Annotated in this window: 14 protein-coding genes; 1 reads left to right on the forward strand and 13 read right to left on the reverse strand. The window is 39.7% G+C overall.

What is annotated here, in order from left to right:
• Positions 1–166: 166 nt before the first annotated feature.
• Positions 167–1,537: a phosphomannomutase CpsG gene (locus tag FTT86_RS08595; protein ID WP_180181013.1), complete on the forward strand. Its 1,371-nt coding sequence runs from the start codon at positions 167–169 to the stop codon at positions 1,535–1,537.
• A gap of 79 nt (positions 1,538–1,616) precedes the next feature.
• Here FTT86_RS08595 and galE read toward each other — a convergent pair whose 3' ends face one another.
• Genes galE through FTT86_RS08660 form a run of 13 tightly spaced genes read right to left on the reverse strand, consistent with a single transcriptional unit; the run spans position 1,617 to position 16,600 of the window.
• A complete protein-coding gene (galE, locus tag FTT86_RS08600) occupies positions 1,617–2,633 on the reverse strand; it encodes a UDP-glucose 4-epimerase GalE (protein ID WP_180181014.1) in 1,017 nt (338 codons plus the stop codon).
• A complete protein-coding gene (gene pgi, locus FTT86_RS08605; RefSeq protein ID WP_180181015.1) occupies positions 2,626–4,293 on the reverse strand; it encodes a glucose-6-phosphate isomerase in 1,668 nt (555 codons plus the stop codon). The genes galE and pgi overlap by 8 nt, the downstream gene beginning before the upstream one ends.
• Positions 4,293–5,549 (reverse strand): nucleotide sugar dehydrogenase, encoded by a 1,257-nt coding sequence (locus tag FTT86_RS08610; RefSeq protein WP_180181016.1) that lies wholly within the window; start codon positions 5,547–5,549, stop codon positions 4,293–4,295. Before FTT86_RS08610 ends, pgi begins: the two co-directional genes overlap by 1 nt.
• A 15-nt stretch (positions 5,550–5,564) precedes the next feature.
• On the reverse strand, positions 5,565–6,440 hold the full coding sequence (galU, locus tag FTT86_RS08615) for a UTP--glucose-1-phosphate uridylyltransferase GalU (protein WP_180181017.1): 876 nt from the start codon (positions 6,438–6,440) through the stop codon (positions 5,565–5,567).
• A gap of 12 nt (positions 6,441–6,452) precedes the next feature.
• Positions 6,453–8,327, reverse strand: coding sequence for a nucleoside-diphosphate sugar epimerase/dehydratase (locus tag FTT86_RS08620; RefSeq protein WP_180181018.1), 1,875 nt, complete (start codon positions 8,325–8,327; stop codon positions 6,453–6,455).
• Between the two features lie 42 nt (positions 8,328–8,369).
• Positions 8,370–8,900 carry an acetyltransferase gene (locus tag FTT86_RS08625; protein ID WP_180181019.1) on the reverse strand — a complete coding sequence of 177 codons (531 nt, stop codon included), beginning with the start codon at positions 8,898–8,900 and terminating at the stop codon, positions 8,370–8,372.
• A complete protein-coding gene (locus FTT86_RS08630; RefSeq protein WP_180181020.1) occupies positions 8,893–9,906 on the reverse strand; it encodes a glycosyltransferase family 4 protein in 1,014 nt (337 codons plus the stop codon). The genes FTT86_RS08625 and FTT86_RS08630 overlap by 8 nt, the downstream gene beginning before the upstream one ends.
• Positions 9,907–9,913: 7 nt before the next feature.
• Positions 9,914–10,852, reverse strand: a complete 939-nt coding sequence (locus FTT86_RS08635) for an NAD-dependent epimerase/dehydratase family protein (protein WP_180181021.1) — start codon at positions 10,850–10,852, stop codon at positions 9,914–9,916.
• On the reverse strand, positions 10,849–11,958 hold the full coding sequence (locus FTT86_RS08640; protein ID WP_180181022.1) for a glycosyltransferase family 4 protein: 1,110 nt from the start codon (positions 11,956–11,958) through the stop codon (positions 10,849–10,851). The genes FTT86_RS08635 and FTT86_RS08640 overlap by 4 nt, the downstream gene beginning before the upstream one ends.
• 7 nt (positions 11,959–11,965) lie before the next feature.
• The gene (locus FTT86_RS08645; RefSeq protein ID WP_180181023.1) at positions 11,966–13,033 is read right to left on the reverse strand and encodes a glycosyltransferase; all 1,068 of its coding nucleotides are present in this window, start codon (positions 13,031–13,033) and stop codon (positions 11,966–11,968) included.
• The gene (gene wzy / locus FTT86_RS08650) at positions 13,030–14,178 is read right to left on the reverse strand and encodes an oligosaccharide repeat unit polymerase (RefSeq protein ID WP_180181024.1); all 1,149 of its coding nucleotides are present in this window, start codon (positions 14,176–14,178) and stop codon (positions 13,030–13,032) included. Before wzy ends, FTT86_RS08645 begins: the two co-directional genes overlap by 4 nt.
• 51 nt (positions 14,179–14,229) lie before the next feature.
• Positions 14,230–15,093 (reverse strand): glycosyltransferase, encoded by an 864-nt coding sequence (locus FTT86_RS08655; protein WP_180181025.1) that lies wholly within the window; start codon positions 15,091–15,093, stop codon positions 14,230–14,232.
• Positions 15,080–16,600, reverse strand: a complete 1,521-nt coding sequence (locus FTT86_RS08660; protein ID WP_218954950.1) for an oligosaccharide flippase family protein — start codon at positions 16,598–16,600, stop codon at positions 15,080–15,082. Before FTT86_RS08660 ends, FTT86_RS08655 begins: the two co-directional genes overlap by 14 nt.
• Positions 16,601–16,604 lie beyond the last annotated feature (4 nt).

The raw sequence follows: 16,604 nt of genomic DNA on the forward strand, positions 1-16,604 counted from the left end.
ATGCTGAAGTACTAAACTTTAAAAATTAGATGAATAAGTACTTTATACACTTAAACAGCTATTTTTAAAGAAGATATAAAAGTTAAACAGTAACTTGGCATATAGGAACTATTTTCCTCCTATAATGATACTTCCTCACTTCTCAGGAATTATTTAGAGAATTCAGATGACAGAACTCACTTGTTTTAAAGCCTATGACATTCGCGGCAAACTCGGCACCGAGCTCAATGAAGAGATTGCCTATAAAATTGGCCGTGCTTATGGACAGATTTATCAACCTAAAACGGTGGTCATTGGCTGTGACATCCGGCTCAGCAGTGAAGGTTTAAAAGAGGCCACCATTCACGGTTTAAATGATGCGGGTGTCAATGTTCTGGATCTGGGCATGACCGGCACGGAAGAAGTCTATTTCGGCGCATTTCATCTCGATGTCCAAGGTGGAATTGAAGTGACGGCCAGTCATAATCCGATGGACTATAATGGTATGAAATTGGTACGTGAAAATGCCCGCCCGATCAGTGCCGATACTGGTCTTAAAGAGATTCAGGCCTTGGCAGAATCAGGAGAATTCATTGAGGTTGTCCAAAAAGGTTATACTGAACAATATAATATCCTGCCTGAATTTGTAAATCACCTGATGAGCTATATTGATCCGGCAAAAATCCGTCCGATGAAACTGGTGATGAATGCCGGGAATGGTGCAGCAGGCCATGTGATTGATGCGATTGAGCAAAAGTTTCAACAACTCAATATTCCGGTCGAATTTATCAAGATTCATCATGAAGCTGACGGCAATTTCCCGAACGGGATTCCCAATCCGATTTTAACTGAAAACCGTGACAGCACCCGTGATGCGGTCATTCAGCATGGCGCAGATATGGGCATTGCCTGGGATGGTGACTTTGACCGCTGCTTCCTGTTCGATGAAAAAGGCCAGTTTATTGAAGGCTATTATATTGTCGGCCTTCTGGCTCAAGCCTTCTTGCTGAAGCAATCTGGCGAAAAAATTGTACATGATCCGCGTTTGGTCTGGAATACACTGGATATTGTAGAGCAATATCAAGGGATCACGGTTCAGTCCAAGTCAGGTCACGCCTTTATTAAAGATGTGATGCGTGAGCATAATGCGGCCTATGGCGGTGAAATGAGTGCACATCATTATTTCCGTGACTTTGCCTATTGCGATAGCGGCATGATTCCATGGTTACTGGCTATTGCCGTATTATCAGAAACACAGCAATCTTTATCTTCTCTGGTGGAGGAGATGATCGCCAAGTTCCCATGCAGTGGTGAAATCAACTTTAAAGTCGCCGATACCCAAGCGACCATCCAAAAACTTTTCGATCATTATGCCGATCAGCAGCCGGAGATCGATCAGACCGATGGGGTCAGCCTTAATTTTGGTGCATGGCGTTTTAATGTGCGGGCATCGAATACTGAACCGCTATTGCGTCTGAATATTGAAAGCCGTCGTGATCATAATCCACGATCAATGCAGAATTATGTCGATGAGTTAACTCAGCTGATTCAGAGTTAATCTTCACGCATACAGCACAATAAAAATGGGAGCTGTTCATCAAAAGCTCCCGTTTTATATTTATATCGCTATAAAAATTTTAACGATAGCCATTCGGATTCTGCTTCTGCCAGTTCCAGCTGTCAGCGAGCATGTCCTCTAAACCATACTGAGGTTGCCAGCCCAACTCTTGGACTGCACGGGTATTGTCTGCAAAACAGGTGGCCACATCGCCTTCACGACGAGGGGCTAATTCAAATGCAATCGCAACACCATTCACCTGCTCAAACGTATCTTTAACTTGTAGCACTGAAATGCCATTACCTGTACCAATATTCCAGGCACGGCAACCTTGCGCAGTTAAACGATTATTGAGGGCACATAAGTGTGCATTGGCTAAGTCGACTACGTGTATATAATCGCGCACACCAGTCCCATCCACCGTGTCATAATCATGACCGAAAATAGATAGCTTTTCACGACGACCGACTGCCACTTGAGTCACAAAAGGCATCAGGTTATTGGGAATACCTTGTGGATCTTCCCCAATCTGGCCACTTTTATGCGCGCCGACCGGATTAAAATAACGTAATAAGGCAATCGACCAACGTTCATCCGCCACAGACAACTTTTCTAAGAGCTGCTCAACAATCAGTTTGGTATAGCCATAGTTATTGGTCGGCATTCCGGTAGGCATCTCTTCATTTAAAGGTGAAGGATTATTTTCGCCATAGACCGTGGCTGAGGAACTAAATACCAGTTTAAAAACCTGTGCGCGCTGCATCGCCTGAACCAGGCTGATTGAACCGGCAATATTATTGTCAAAATAAGCCAATGGTATTTGCTGGCTTTCTCCGACCGCTTTCAGACCGGCAAAATGAATCACGGCCTCAATCGAGTGTTGCTGAAATACCTGATCTAATAATTGAGCATCACGGATATCACCTTGTATAAATGTCAGGCTTTTTTGGGTCAACTGTTGCACCCGATTTAAAGACTCAGCAGCGCTATTGCACAGATTATCTAAAACGATGACCTCATGCCCGGCATTTAATAATTCCACACAGGTATGTGAACCAATATAGCCTGCCCCACCGGTGACCAGAATTTTAGCCATGTGACTTTCCTAATAGAATTTTAATTAAACCTTGGGTTGAACCATCCAGACCATCCAGATCACTCTGTTCACCATTGAGGATCGGCAATAACTGATTGGCAATTTCCTTGCCTTTTTCTACGCCCCACTGATCAAACGGATTGATATTCCACAGCACAGATTGGACAAATACCTTATGTTCATAGAGTGCAATAAGCATGCCCAAACTGTATGGATTGAGCTCCTGCAATAACAGGGTACTGCTTGGCTGATTGCCTTCATACTGCTTATAGGCCGGCAAGCTCGCCAATTCAGCCTGATCCAGCGCTTCATTGCCAAAAGCCAGTAAGCGCGACTGCGCCAGACAGTTAGATAAGGCCAAATGATGTTGTTCTACCAATGCTTCGGCACTGTCTGCATAGGTATATTGTTGGCTATTATAACGCTCTACCGGCGCAATAAAATCACAGCTAACTGACTGAGTTCCCTGATGCAATAATTGATAGAAGGCATGCTGGGCATTCGGCCCCACTTCACCCCAGATGATCGGACAGGTATCGAACTGGACTTTCTCTCCATTACGCTGGATTGACTTACCATTTGATTCCATTTCCAGCTGTTGCAAGTAAGATGCAAAATATTTCAGCCGGCCGTCATAAGGCAGAATTGCATGGGTCTGAATATCCAGAAAATTGGTATTCCAAGCCCCCAACAATCCCATCAATACCGGAATATTGCGTTCAAAAGGCTGGTACTGGAAATGCTGGTCCACTGCATAGGCACCAGCCAGCAGCTGCTTAAAGCCTTCAATCCCGATACTCAAGGCAATTGGCAGTCCGATACAGGACCAGAGTGAATAACGCCCGCCGACCCAGTCCCAAAGCAATAACTGGTTTTCCGGCGCAATTCCCCATGCGGTCATTTTTTCCGGCTTGGTTGATACTCCAATAAAATGATGCTTGAGAATATAAGGATGTTGACCTAAGGCCTTTTCCAGCCACAAGCGTACCGTCTGAGCATTGGTCAGGGTATCAATGGTGCCGAAGGATTTGGAGGAAATAATAAACAGTGTCGTTTCCGGACGCAGCTGATGCAACAGCTCAGACAACTGACTGCCATCCATAGTCGAAACAAAATGTACGTTGAGTGGCTGGGCAGACTGGTATTTAAAATCAGATAAAGCATGCGTGACCATCAAGGGACCCAGATCTGATCCACCAACACCAATATTGACCACATCTTGAATTACTTCTCCGGTGGCACCCCGACGCTGCCCGGCATGAATCTGTTCCACCAGCGCATACATCCGTTCCAGCTGGCCATGTACATCAGCTGCCAGATCAGCATGCTGTTGATCCTGTTTGGGCAGGCGCAGTGCCCAGTGCATGGCAGCACGCTGCTCGGTATAGTTGATTTTTTGATTGGAAAATAGGGAACCAATCCAGGATCTGAGGTTCTGTGCATCGGCCCATTCGATCAGGCCCTGCAGCACATTCTTATTGATTCTGTGTTTACTATAGTCAAATAGCAACTGCTCAAACTGGATTGAGTATTTGTTAAAACGCTGCGGGTCAGCAGCGAACAGTTCCCGTAGATGTTCCGATTGCAGTTGATCTTTATTCGAGGCGAGTTTCTGACACACTGTTTCTGTGCTTAGGCTTGGATTAAAATGGCTCAACATTAACGTCCCACCCCAATATAATTAAAACCGCGTGTCTTGACATACGTCGGATCATACAGATTACGCCCGTCTAGAATCAGGGGATGCTGCATCAGCTTGATCAAATACGGATAATTCGGACTGCCATACTGTTTCCATGCCGTCATCAGACACAAGGCATACGCCCCTTCCACAGCTTGATACTGGTCTTTACACAGAATTAAGTCTTCTCGTGGCCCATAGACCTTTTCAATATTCGCCAGTGCCTGTGGATCATGCAGTTTGACTGTCACACCCTGTGCCCATAATGCAGTCAGCATGGCATGTACTGGAGATTGCTGGATGCTCGGGGTATTTTCTTTAAAGGCTGCGCCCCAAATCGCCACCACTTTGCCTTGTAAATCGCCACGGAAATAGTTCCAGAGTTTACGGAACAATAATTCTTTTTGCTGTTCGTTAATGTCCCAGACCTGTTCCAGCAACTGGTTTTTCACTCCTGAATCTGCCACGGCGTGAGTAAGCGTCCGGATATCATGAGAGAAATTTTCTCCACCAAAACCAACACCGGGGAACAGATAGGCAGAACCAATCCGGTTATCCGCAGCCATGCCTTGCCGTACCTGTTCAATATCAATGCCAAGCTTTTCTGCCACACTGGCCAGATCATTCATATAACTGATCCGGGTGGCCAGCATGCCGGAAATACTCAACTTGGTAAATTCGGCATCCAGAACCGGCATAAACAGATACTGCTGCGCACGCGGGAATAAGGGCCGTAACAGCTCTCTGATTTTAAGCTGTGCATCCGGTTGGTCACAGCCGACTATCAGCTGACTGGCCTGCATAAAACTTCGAATCGCATTGCCTTCCTGAATGATATCTGGCAGGTAAATCCAGTCATCATTCGGCAGAAGTTGCTGAAAACGTTGGGTTCCATGCAAGCCAAAAGTCGAGGCATTGATCATTAGTTTGGGATGAGCAAAACAGGCATGTCTGATGGTATTCAGCATCTGCAATGCCATATGCTCTTCAGTTGCATTAAAACTAAAGAAAAAAGCCTCCTGATTGAAATCCAGATGCTGAAAATCGCAACAGTTTAAAAAGCCAGACTTTTCCTGTTTTTGCAGTAATAGCTGGAGGGATTCATCCTGAAAATAGGGCCGAGCTGACTCATCTGCACCAAAGCTATTACACCAGACCACCTGATGACCACATTCAGCTAAAAGGGCCGCAATGACCCCTGAAAATAAGGTTTTTCCCAGTACCGCGACTTTCATAGTATCCCTTGATTATTATAATGCCAGTTCCTGAATTAATACTTTAAACTCTTGACCAAGTTTGGGATGATCCACGCCATAATGTAAAACAGCTTTTAAATAGCCAAGCTTGTTACCACAATCAAAAGTTTGACCTTTCATACGATAAGCTTCAACCGCTTCAGTCTGCTGCAACATGGCGATGGCATCGGTGAGCTGGATTTCATTGCCCGCCCCGAGTGGTGTCTGTTCCAACAGCTGCATGATTTTTGCCGGCAGGATATAACGCCCCACCACAGACAGATTCGATGGTGCCGTCCCAACTGCCGGTTTCTCGACAATCCCTTGCATCACAATACTGTGACCTTCAGCTGGTGACTCTGCCACATCGACAATGCCATATTGATCCACCAGATGGTCAGGTACCGCTTCAACCATGATTTGTGCTGCTGCAGAGGCTTCATAGCGCTGAATCATTAAGCTCAAGTCATTCTGAGTCTGTGTATCTTTCACCAGAACATCAGGAAGTAGAACCGCAAAGTCATCTTCACCAATCACAGCTTTCGCACACAGTACCGCATGTCCCAAACCTAATGGCTGTGGTTGACGTACGCTAATGATACTGACACCTGCCGGTAAAATTTCAGTAATTTCTTTGAGTAAATCGGTTTTATTTTTTTGTGCAAGTGTGGTTTCCAGCTCAAAGTTACGATCAAAGTAGTTTTCAATTGATGCCTTGGAAGAATGCGTCACCAGAATAATCTGTTCAATCCCGGCAGCCACGGCTTCACGTACCACATATTCAATTGCAGGACGATCGACCACAGTCACCATTTCTTTGGGAATTGCTTTACTGGCCGGCAAAAAACGCGTACCCAAACCTGCCACAGGAAGAATTGCTTTCTTAATCATATTTATAAAAACCTAGTTCACTTGAATTTTATTACCACGGACATAACCATCCACATAGTATTCCAGCTGGGTCAATGCCCATTCAATATCGGGCTGCGTCGCTGAAAGCTCATGGATCTGGTTAAAGACCTCCAGAATTTCTGCCAATGGATAATGCTTTTCTACCGATCTTAGAATACGGGTATGTGCAGTAATTTCTGTATTTTCTTCGTCAATCAGCAGCTCTTCGTATAATTTTTCACCTGGACGCAAGCCGGTATATTGAATTTCAATATCGCCATTTGGATTTTTGTCCTCACGAACCTTGAGGCCACTGAGGGAAATCATTTGTCGTGCCAGATCTTGAATCCTTACCGGCTCGCCCATGTCCAGCAAGAACACGTCGCCTCCTGTACCCAAAGCACCGGCCTGAATCACCAGCTGCGAGGCTTCCGGAATGGTCATAAAGAAACGGGTCACTTCTGGATCAGTCACGGTAATTGGCCCGCCCTTGGCAATTTGTTGTTTAAACAGCGGCACGACTGAGCCCGAAGAGCCAAGCACATTACCAAAACGCACAATACTGATCTGAGTCTGATCCTGAGCCTCTGCCATAGCCTGACAGTACAACTCTGCCATACGTTTGGTCGCCCCCATCACGTTGGTTGGACGTACGGCTTTATCAGTTGAAATCAGCACAAAGGTTTCTACGCCTTTTTTTACCGCAGCATTCACACTAAAGGCGGTTCCAACGGCATTGTTTTTCAAACCAGCCAGCGGATTACACTCCACCAGCGGCACATGCTTATAAGCAGCGGCGTGATAAACGGTTTGTACGCCATACTGTTCAATCACGCGTTCCAGCTTGCGCTCATCAAGAACTGAGCCTAAAATTGGAATAATTTCACAGCTTGCCGTAAGACGTAATTCTTTATCGATACGATATAAAGCAAATTCTGTCAGTTCATAAATGATAATCTTGGCCGGCTGGTTTTTAATAATTTGGCGACATAGTTCTGAACCAATCGAACCACCCGCGCCTGTGACCATGACTACTTTATTGTTAATATTTTTAGTCAAAAGCGCTGGAACGGGCGGTACAGGATCACGCCCCAGTAAATCAATAATATCGACTTCCTGAATATCAGAAATTCGAATTTCACCATTGACCAGTTTAGTCAGACCCGGAATCTCGGTAATTTTTAAATGAGCCGGCTCTAAAAACTTAATAATTTCACTTTTACGTATTCGCCCTACTGACGGGAGTGCAATTAAAATTTCATCAATTTTGAGTTTTGTAAAACATTTCAAAGCAGTATGTGGTAAAAAAACTTGGATACCACCAATATTTTGACCACTTAAAGACGGATCATCATCAATAAATATAATCGGTAGATGTTCATTAGAACGGTTTAAAGTCGCTGCTACCTGTTGGCCTGCATGACCTGCTCCATAAATCGCGATACGTTTTTTCGGGACACCTGACTTCAAATAAGATTGAACGACAAAACGAATAATACTCCGGCTGAACCAGACCCAGGCGAACATCATAAAGCCAAACATTAAAGGGATTGAGGTCGGAATAAACGCATGCGTGCTATAAGCCAACAAGTACAGACCAATCACGCTGAATAGGGTTGCCAAACCTAATTTGGCAATAAAAAATTCATTGAAGGTACGAACAATAAAACGGTATACACCAGAAATAAACAGCGCAAAGACTGCAATAGCACTCACCCAGACCGAACCAAAGGGAATATTAGGTACAACTTCTGCACCGAGATCAAACTGTCGGATGGCATAACAAAGCCAGATTAGAACCGGGAAAATACAAAAGTCTAAAATGACTAAAAACGCGAGTTTTGCTGAACGTGGAGATTCAACCAGAGGAATTACAAGAGATTTCATATATTTTTCAGCACGTCATATCTTAATTTAAAGAAGTTGTTATTAAGACTTATGTTCTATGATACTTCCCACTTCCAAGAAAGAAAATGTAGGGATAATATTATTACTTGCAACTTTCACCCCAATACTTAAGTGTACAAATTGTTCAACCACCACATCATGGTCCAATAATGTACCCATATTTAAAATAGCACCATCTTGGATAATCGTATTCGTTCCAATAACACACCCAGCCATAATACTTACCCCCTGCCCTATTTTCGCACTAGGAGCAATGACAGTTTGTGGATGTATAATAGTCGTAATGGGTATAGATAAATCAAGCAATAATTGTTGCCATTTTTGTCGTATTTGGTTATTTCCAACTGCTATAATGGCTTCAAAACTATGCAAATTGATTGCTTCTAAAGATTGAATATTTGCAATAATTGTATAGCGACCAACCTGTTGTTGCTCAGGCCATCGATCATCAACAAATGAAATACTCTTCCATTTACCTAGCAGTTCAGCAACTTCAGCAATTGATTGACCAAAACCTCCTGCCCCGAGAATGAGTAATTTTTTCTCAGGCATCAGGTGTTCCCGCTCTTAATTTAATAGCAATCAATATTAAAGGTAAATAAGCAATCAACACTGCCATTTCAGGATATGCCCATAATTGTGTGGTTGTGATATAGGCGATTGGAAAGAGCCACAATAAATTAACAGCTGCTACCGCTAAAGTCACTGGCGTATGGTTACCCCATTTACGCGATAAAATTTGATAGCTATGGCTGCGATGCGCATCATACATTTTATAGCCGCTCAATACGCGTTTTATTAGGGTATAAGTCGCATCCACCACAAACACCCCTAAACAAATAATCCATGCACAAAACAGGGCTAAATTTTCTTTGAGGGCGATGAGCGCCAAAATACCCAAAGTGAGGCCGAGAAATCCGCTACAGGCATCGCCCATGAAAATTTTAGCCTTGGGAAAGTTCCACAGTAAAAAGCCAAATACACAGGCTGCCAATAACCAAAGTATGTCTACGTTTAATGTGGTATTCAGTACATAATACAAAATGACCATACTAACGACAGTAGTAATGGCTTCGACACTGGCAATTCCGTTAATGCCATCCATAAAGTTGTATAGATTGAGCAACCATACCAAAAATAATACTGCAATAATATTGGCGAGAAAGCCAAGTTGCAGACCATTAAAAGCCGTAACTTCGCTAAAGCTACCCAAGCTGATCACCACGCCAATGGCCACCAAAAAATGAACGGCTAAACGCAGCATGGAGTTAATATGTCCATGGTCATCTAAAAAACCAAGTAAAGCGATGACAAAACCCGCTACTATTAGTGTTAAACCAATATGTACGGTCAATTGTTGGCTATAGATCAGCACAGCCAGCGCCAACAAGTAGCTACCCACCACCGCGACACCACCACCGCGGGGCGTGGGTACACTGTGAGAGCTACGTTCATTGGGATTGTCTATTATATTTTTTTTGAGGGCATAATGACGCATGTAGCATGTGAATAGTAATGTCAGTATAAAAAATACGATGCTCAGTGCAAAAATTGACATGCGTAAATTACTCTTTCATTTTTAAATAATTTTGACCCGCTTGCAGCATCGCTTGCTGGGTACTCAATGGCGCTGTCCAACCCAACAACTTCTGAGCTTTGGTCGTATCGACCTCTAGTGACTCAAACAACTGCTCATAGAGTTTGGATTTGCCAATACATGCTGCGCCTAGTTTCATAAGCGGTTGCGGAATATAAATAAAACGTGCGGGTTTTCCCATGCCCTGCTTTAAATATTGCCCTAGCTCACGTGTAGAAATACGAGCTTGATCTGCGACTAGAAATGTTTGATTGGCTGCATTTGGATGTCCAATACAGGTTTGAATAAAGTCTACCAAGTTTTCAAGCGCAACAAAGCTACGTTTATTGTTTGTGCCTGCAAAAGGTAAAGGTAAATTGCTCGCAACTAGTTTGAGTAACCGAGCAAAGTTACCTGGTGCATGAGCGGCATAAACTAAAGGTGGGCGAATAATGACGAGCTCTGTGTCTGATCCTGCAAATAGTTTTTTAAGTTCATGTTCGGCTTCGAGTTTAGAAACCGCATAATCTGCATGAGGTTGTGGTATAGCATCTTCTGTAAATGGCTGCTGTAATGTTACTGAACCATTCACACCGATAGAACTCATGAAAATAAAACGTTTTACTTTTTTTTCTAAAGCCTGACGTGCTAATTGCAAAGTCCCGTCCACATTCACTTTGCGAAATTCGCTTAATGGGTCTGTTGTTTGTTCATTTAAAATATGGGCACGACCAGCTAAATGAATAATAACGTCTATATTTTCAGGTAAGTCAGCTGCAAAAATATTAGCAGCAACAAGTTGTTGGATATTTGCAGAAAGTACATGATTCTGAGGGCGGACTAAAGCAATCGTATCATATACTCTACTCACCCGTTCAATCAGGGCTGTACCAACAAAGCCTGTTGCACCAGTGATTAATAGCTTCATTTTCTAGCAACTACTTCTGTATAGATTTTAAGAATTTTTTTAAGCATTAAATCATGTGTAAATTCTGTCATAAAACGCTCATATCCTTGCTTACCCATTTCTATAGCTAAATTTCTATCATCAATTAAAATAGAAAGAGCACGGGATAAATCTTGTGCATCATTCTTCTTCGTCAAAAAGCCTGTTTTTTCACCCATAACACTTTCATTATTACCGCCAACATTTGTTGCTATAACCGGTAATTTAGCTCGCATAGCCTCAAGAATTGTTAAAGGAAACCCCTCATAATTTGTAGATAACACAAAGATATCAGAGTTATCTAAAAAATCTTTAACATTACGTTGCTGTCCAAGGAATTTTATTTTATTTTCTAACCCTAATTTATTCGCTTCTTGTTTGCAACATTCAAGAGTAGGGCCTGATCCTATAAACTCCATAACCCAATTTTTATCTTTCAACAAACCTAATGCTTGAATTAAAGTTATTTGATCTTTCTGATCATCAAAACGTGCAACCATTATTATCTTACAAGTTTTTCCAACTACATTATTCTCTTTAGTTTTTGAGTCTTGAATAGGTATACCATTATGAACAGTAGTTACCTTATCTGGCGATCCAACGCCAAAATTAAAACCATAAATACGATCAAATTCTGAAACTGTAATAATATGATCTGAAAAGTTAATTAAAAATTTTTCAATTTTTGCATAAACATTCTGTTTTCTTGAACTTATTCCTTCTGTAAAAGACCAACCATGAGCTGTAAATACTACAGGTAAACCCAATGATTTAGCAACTAAACGTCCCAATAGGCCTGCTTTACTCGAATGGCAATGAACAATATCAGGCTTAAGTTGTTTTAAATGTTTTTTTATTTCCCAAAAACCAAGCACATCGTGTGTTAAAGCGATTTCTCTTTTTAAGTATTTTAATGAGCTGAAGTTTATATTATTCCTTTTAAGTTCTTCCGTAAAAATACCAGTTCCACCCACTAAAATATGAACCTTATGCCCTAAATTGACCATGCCTTTTGCTAGATCAAGTAGGTGTACGCTCGCACCACCAAGCACATCTGAGCGAGTAATAATATAAACTATGTTTAACATAAAGTTTTCATTCTTCTCTATAAATTTTTAACCAGTTTTCAACTGATTTTTCTAAAGAAAATAACTCTTCCACACGTTTTCGTGCTTTTAAGTTATTTTCTTGTATCTCTATAGGTGTTTTGCTTACTGCTTGTTTTATTGCTTCTGCTAGCGCCTTGCTATCTTGAGGTGGAACTAATATTCCTGTATCTCCCATTACTTCAGCCACGCCACCACTATTTGTCGCAATGACAAAAGCGCCACATGCCATTGCCTCTGCAACAACCAAGCCAAAACCTTCATAAGCTGATGATAAAATAAAAAAATCTGCTTCTTGCATTAGTTGGGGTATATCATCTCTACGCCCAAGCAAAGTCACATTGTCCTTTAAACCTAAATGCTCGATTAGCTCTTCTATCTGCGATCTAAGCTCACCCTCTCCAACAATTTTAAATATATATTTTTTTTGTTGTAGATTCTCAAGAAAAATAGCAATAGCATGTAATAAGTTTGGATAGTCCTTCTGTACATTAAAACGTCCAACAGACACAAACTTTAATTCATTTGATTTGATATCTTTATTAAAAAAAATAAACTTATTTAAATCTATACCATTATAAACTGTAATTAAATTATTTTTATTGAATGCTCCTTTTAAAACAAAAGATTTAGATGCCTCTTGACTAACATTTGTATTTAAATCGGAGAGAAAATTAGTATACTTATAAGCTAACATACGTAACTGACCACCTTCGTTAGAGTTATGAGCAGTACAAATTAATTTTGGTATTGCACAGCCAATACGATTGATACGTGCAAAAATGTTAGCATGAACCATATGAGCATGCACAACATCAGGTTGAAAATCTTTAATCATTTTTTTATATTTTTTTGATGCTGAATATAATCCATAAAGATTATTCAAACCTAAAGATATTAGATCTATATTAATACTTTTAGGTCGTACTAAAATTTCCCCTGTTAGATAGGCAATTTTAACTTGATGACCTAAGATAAACATTTGATCGGCCAAGTCGGAAACAACTTTTTCTGCTCCACCACCACCAAGACCTGTAATAAGATATAAAATTTTCATAATCTAATCTTTTTTAAAATCACTAACAACCAAGTCAAAAATAATAAATTAAAAAATGATGATAACCAACCATGATAAAAATATATTATAGAAAATAAAGCAATAGTTAAAAACAACTGCCTAGTAGCAAACCTATAAATTAAACTATAAGTAACAAATATTAAAAAAGACCAGTACATTATAAAAAAAACAATACTTTCCTTTAAAACAACCCACCAACCAACTATTCCAGTATTCGTATTCCATGTTCCACCAAACTCATCTTTAACCATAAATTCAGATAATGAAACTCCTTTAGCCCCAATAATTTTATTATATAAAGTATATGGAACATTGCCTTCTAATAAAAATGATCTAATTCCTAACCCCTGATATGCACTATAGTAATAACCTGCCTTATTCAGCAGAATATAAATATGACCTACATGCTGAAATCTACTCATCAAATACTCTACAGACGTCTCCAATCTACTAAAATAATCATTAATATCAAAGACTATCTCCCCACCTCTAATTCCAAATTTCAAATCAACTAGAAATGGTAATAGCAAAACAACTAATATCGCAAAAAAAAGAGAGACCAATAATGATTTAATACTAATTCTTAAATACAACTCCCGACATAAGTATACAAAAAATAAAATAAGAATCCCCCCCATCCATCCACGCAATATAGTAGAAATTAAATAAACAATTGCATTTAATTGAAAAAGCTTTTTAGACTTCAATTGAGACCCAACAATAAAGAAAAATGAATCAGCAGATAGTAAACTCACTATAATTAATATATTAGAATTAACATTATTAACAGTTTGACCCACCACTCCAACATTAAAAAAGATAGCCAATAAAATATAGAAGATTTGATAGATCAGCAATAACCATCCCGACAAATTACCATACCCATTTACTTCTAACTGTTTAAATTTTTGTTTTCTTTCATAGAGCTTATACAAAAAAATTAAAAAAACCAATGAAAAAGTTTGAAGAAACAAAGCTTTAAGCATTAAGCTCGCATCTACAGTATAACTATAGAACTCAACCACCATTTCCTTATTATTTATTGCCATTACAGCAAATATAATATTTGAAATTGTGTACAATGCTATAGCCAAATAAAAGGGAGATAACTTTATTTTTTTCACAAAATTCTCTATCAAAAAATTTTCAAATACAATTTTATGACTTAACATTCATTATATTTTACTAAATACAGCCTTTAGAAAGAATTTAAAAGACTTAACCAACTCAGACTTCCTAATATAATAAAAAGAATATTTTAACAATATATACTTATATTTAAATTCTACCTTTATTATTTCAGATAATGAAAAATAACTTTTCTCAATATTCTCGTAAGTAGAAATTATTCTCCTTGGGATCAAGGGATTAATCAGTTTATCATCATAGGTTATCCCCACAAACTGTCGATATACCCCTAAACATTCGCTTATGAAATAAATATCTCCTTGTTTAGCCTGCTCAATATGCACCTCTATATCTAAAGCATTTACATTTAGTTGATCAATATATTCATCAATTTTATTGATAAACATTTTTGATGAATGTATAAAAAACGGATTAATTAAATACATATCTAATAATGTATATTTTTTTTCAGGAAAACACTTAAATACTCTTTTAGTGGAATTACCCTCTGAATCAATAGCCAACATATTATGTACGCATATCGAACAGTCAGGATTAGCTTCTAAAATATCAAACTGCCTCTGTAACTTATTTGGCAAAGCCATATCATCCCCATCCATATGTGCGATATATTTACCTTTTGCTGCTTTATAGACTCGCTTCACATTTTCCACAGCGCCTACATTTTCTTCATAAAATAAGGGAACTATTAAATCTGGATATTGCTCTACATATTGCTGAATAATTTTTCTTGTATTGTCTGTTGAGCAATCTTCACCCACAATAATTTCAAACTTAAAACTGGTTTGCTGAGTGACTAAACTTTCCAAGCACTCTGCAATATACTTCTCTTGGTTATACGTCACTACACATACAGATACTTGAATATCGTCTTTGTTACTTAAACTCATAAAACTTCTCAAACAGTTTAGATTGGACTTTACTTCTAACTTGCTTCGAGCTCAGTGCAGCAACCATCAAACTGATCAAACTCACAAGCACAATTTGTAATAATGCTACTCCGCGCTGTTGTGAAAAGCTTACACAATACATCACGACACTGCATAGCAATGAAACCGAGCAAACACTTGGTAAAAATGCCTTAAACCACTGTAAATTTATATGTGGCTCAATGATTTTATGTACAAAACTCACCCAAAAAATAAGATAAGCCAGCTGTATAGATAACCATACCCAACCTGCGCCTATTGCACCGTAGTTTTTTGCCGCCCAAATTATAGCAGGAATTAATACTATTGCTGTTACCAAGTTGCCAATAAAATGTAGCCTTAAATTACCTTTGGCATATTGTAGATAATAGGGAAAAGCACCTAAAGCAAGAACTGCATTCCCCAAAGCATAAAGTTGCAAAATAGGCGCTGTTTTTTCTGCCAACAATACATCTCCCGTCCACACATAAAGTACGGGTTTTGCAAGCATGGCCAAGACTATACCCGCCGTAACCACAATAACTGCAACAAACTCTGTAGCCCCAATATAAATAATTTTTAACTCCTCATAGTTTTGCTCACCTTGCAATCGTGCCATTCTAGGCATAATCGCAGCGCTGATGGGTGCACCTATTTGCAACACCCCACCAGCCACCAACACAGCTAAAGTAAAATACCCATACTCAGATAAAGCCAAAATACCTGACAATACGAACTTATCAAGCTGAGTAAGTAAAACCCAAATCGATGAGGTAAAAGCAATGGTTAAAGCAAATCCTAATAAAGGTTTAACTGGTTGCAATGACCAACCAATCTCTTTTTTGTTATCTAATTTAGGTAAAAGTTTATATGCTTTGGCTGCAAGAAGAAAAAACTCAAATAAAGCAACAATAAGCTGAAATGCAAAGAAGCTTTTAACTGTAAAACCACCATAATACATGTACAGCAAAACGCCTGGAAAACGCAATGTAGCAATGAGAATATTAATAGTACTGAGCCAAACAATATGCTCGAAGCCAGATATCACACCCCGATATAAACCCGTCATCCATCTTAATGCCACACAAATTGCCATTATTTGTAAGCAGAATAATACATCTGCTATGGTCAGGTTTTCTATTTTTAGCCAATGTTCTGCAATATAGGTATTAAAGTAAAAAAGTAAACCACCACCAACACTTGCGATGAAAGCAAAAATAATGCTTAAAGAACGAAAAAGCTGCCTAAATTCCAATGCCGCAACTGCGCCTGCGTTATATTGCGCTGTTTGTCTACTAATAGTAGGCGTGAGTCCAAAATCGAGTAAAGCGAACAGTCCTTGCAACATAGCAAAAAAACCAACAAGACCATAAGCTTCCGCCCCCATATATTTCATATATATAGGTAGTATTGCAATACTAATGACGATTAAATAAATTTGGCTAGCATAGCTAGCCAAAATATTTAAACGTAAAGACACACCAGTCATAGGG

It is taken from the genome of Acinetobacter sp. YH01021 (assembly GCF_013420255.1).
Taxonomy (GTDB): Bacteria; Pseudomonadota; Gammaproteobacteria; order Pseudomonadales; family Moraxellaceae; genus Acinetobacter.

Excerpts from the sequence above, each read along its gene's own strand:
- FTT86_RS08595 (WP_180181013.1), top strand. The coding sequence starts at position 167 with ATGACAGAACTCACTTGTTTTAAAGCCTATGACATTCGCGGCAAACTC.
- galE (WP_180181014.1), bottom strand. The coding sequence starts at position 2,633 with ATGGCTAAAATTCTGGTCACCGGTGGGGCAGGCTATATTGGTTCACAT.
- pgi (WP_180181015.1), bottom strand. The coding sequence starts at position 4,293 with ATGTTGAGCCATTTTAATCCAAGCCTAAGCACAGAAACAGTGTGTCAG.
- FTT86_RS08610 (WP_180181016.1), bottom strand. The coding sequence starts at position 5,549 with ATGAAAGTCGCGGTACTGGGAAAAACCTTATTTTCAGGGGTCATTGCG.
- galU (WP_180181017.1), bottom strand. The coding sequence starts at position 6,440 with ATGATTAAGAAAGCAATTCTTCCTGTGGCAGGTTTGGGTACGCGTTTT.
- FTT86_RS08620 (WP_180181018.1), bottom strand. The coding sequence starts at position 8,327 with ATGAAATCTCTTGTAATTCCTCTGGTTGAATCTCCACGTTCAGCAAAA.
- FTT86_RS08625 (WP_180181019.1), bottom strand. The coding sequence starts at position 8,900 with ATGCCTGAGAAAAAATTACTCATTCTCGGGGCAGGAGGTTTTGGTCAA.
- FTT86_RS08630 (WP_180181020.1), bottom strand. The coding sequence starts at position 9,906 with ATGTCAATTTTTGCACTGAGCATCGTATTTTTTATACTGACATTACTA.
- FTT86_RS08635 (WP_180181021.1), bottom strand. The coding sequence starts at position 10,852 with ATGAAGCTATTAATCACTGGTGCAACAGGCTTTGTTGGTACAGCCCTG.
- FTT86_RS08640 (WP_180181022.1), bottom strand. The coding sequence starts at position 11,958 with ATGTTAAACATAGTTTATATTATTACTCGCTCAGATGTGCTTGGTGGT.
- FTT86_RS08645 (WP_180181023.1), bottom strand. The coding sequence starts at position 13,033 with ATGAAAATTTTATATCTTATTACAGGTCTTGGTGGTGGTGGAGCAGAA.
- FTT86_RS08655 (WP_180181025.1), bottom strand. The coding sequence starts at position 15,093 with ATGAGTTTAAGTAACAAAGACGATATTCAAGTATCTGTATGTGTAGTG.
- FTT86_RS08660 (WP_218954950.1), bottom strand. The coding sequence starts at position 16,600 with ATGACTGGTGTGTCTTTACGTTTAAATATTTTGGCTAGCTATGCTAGC.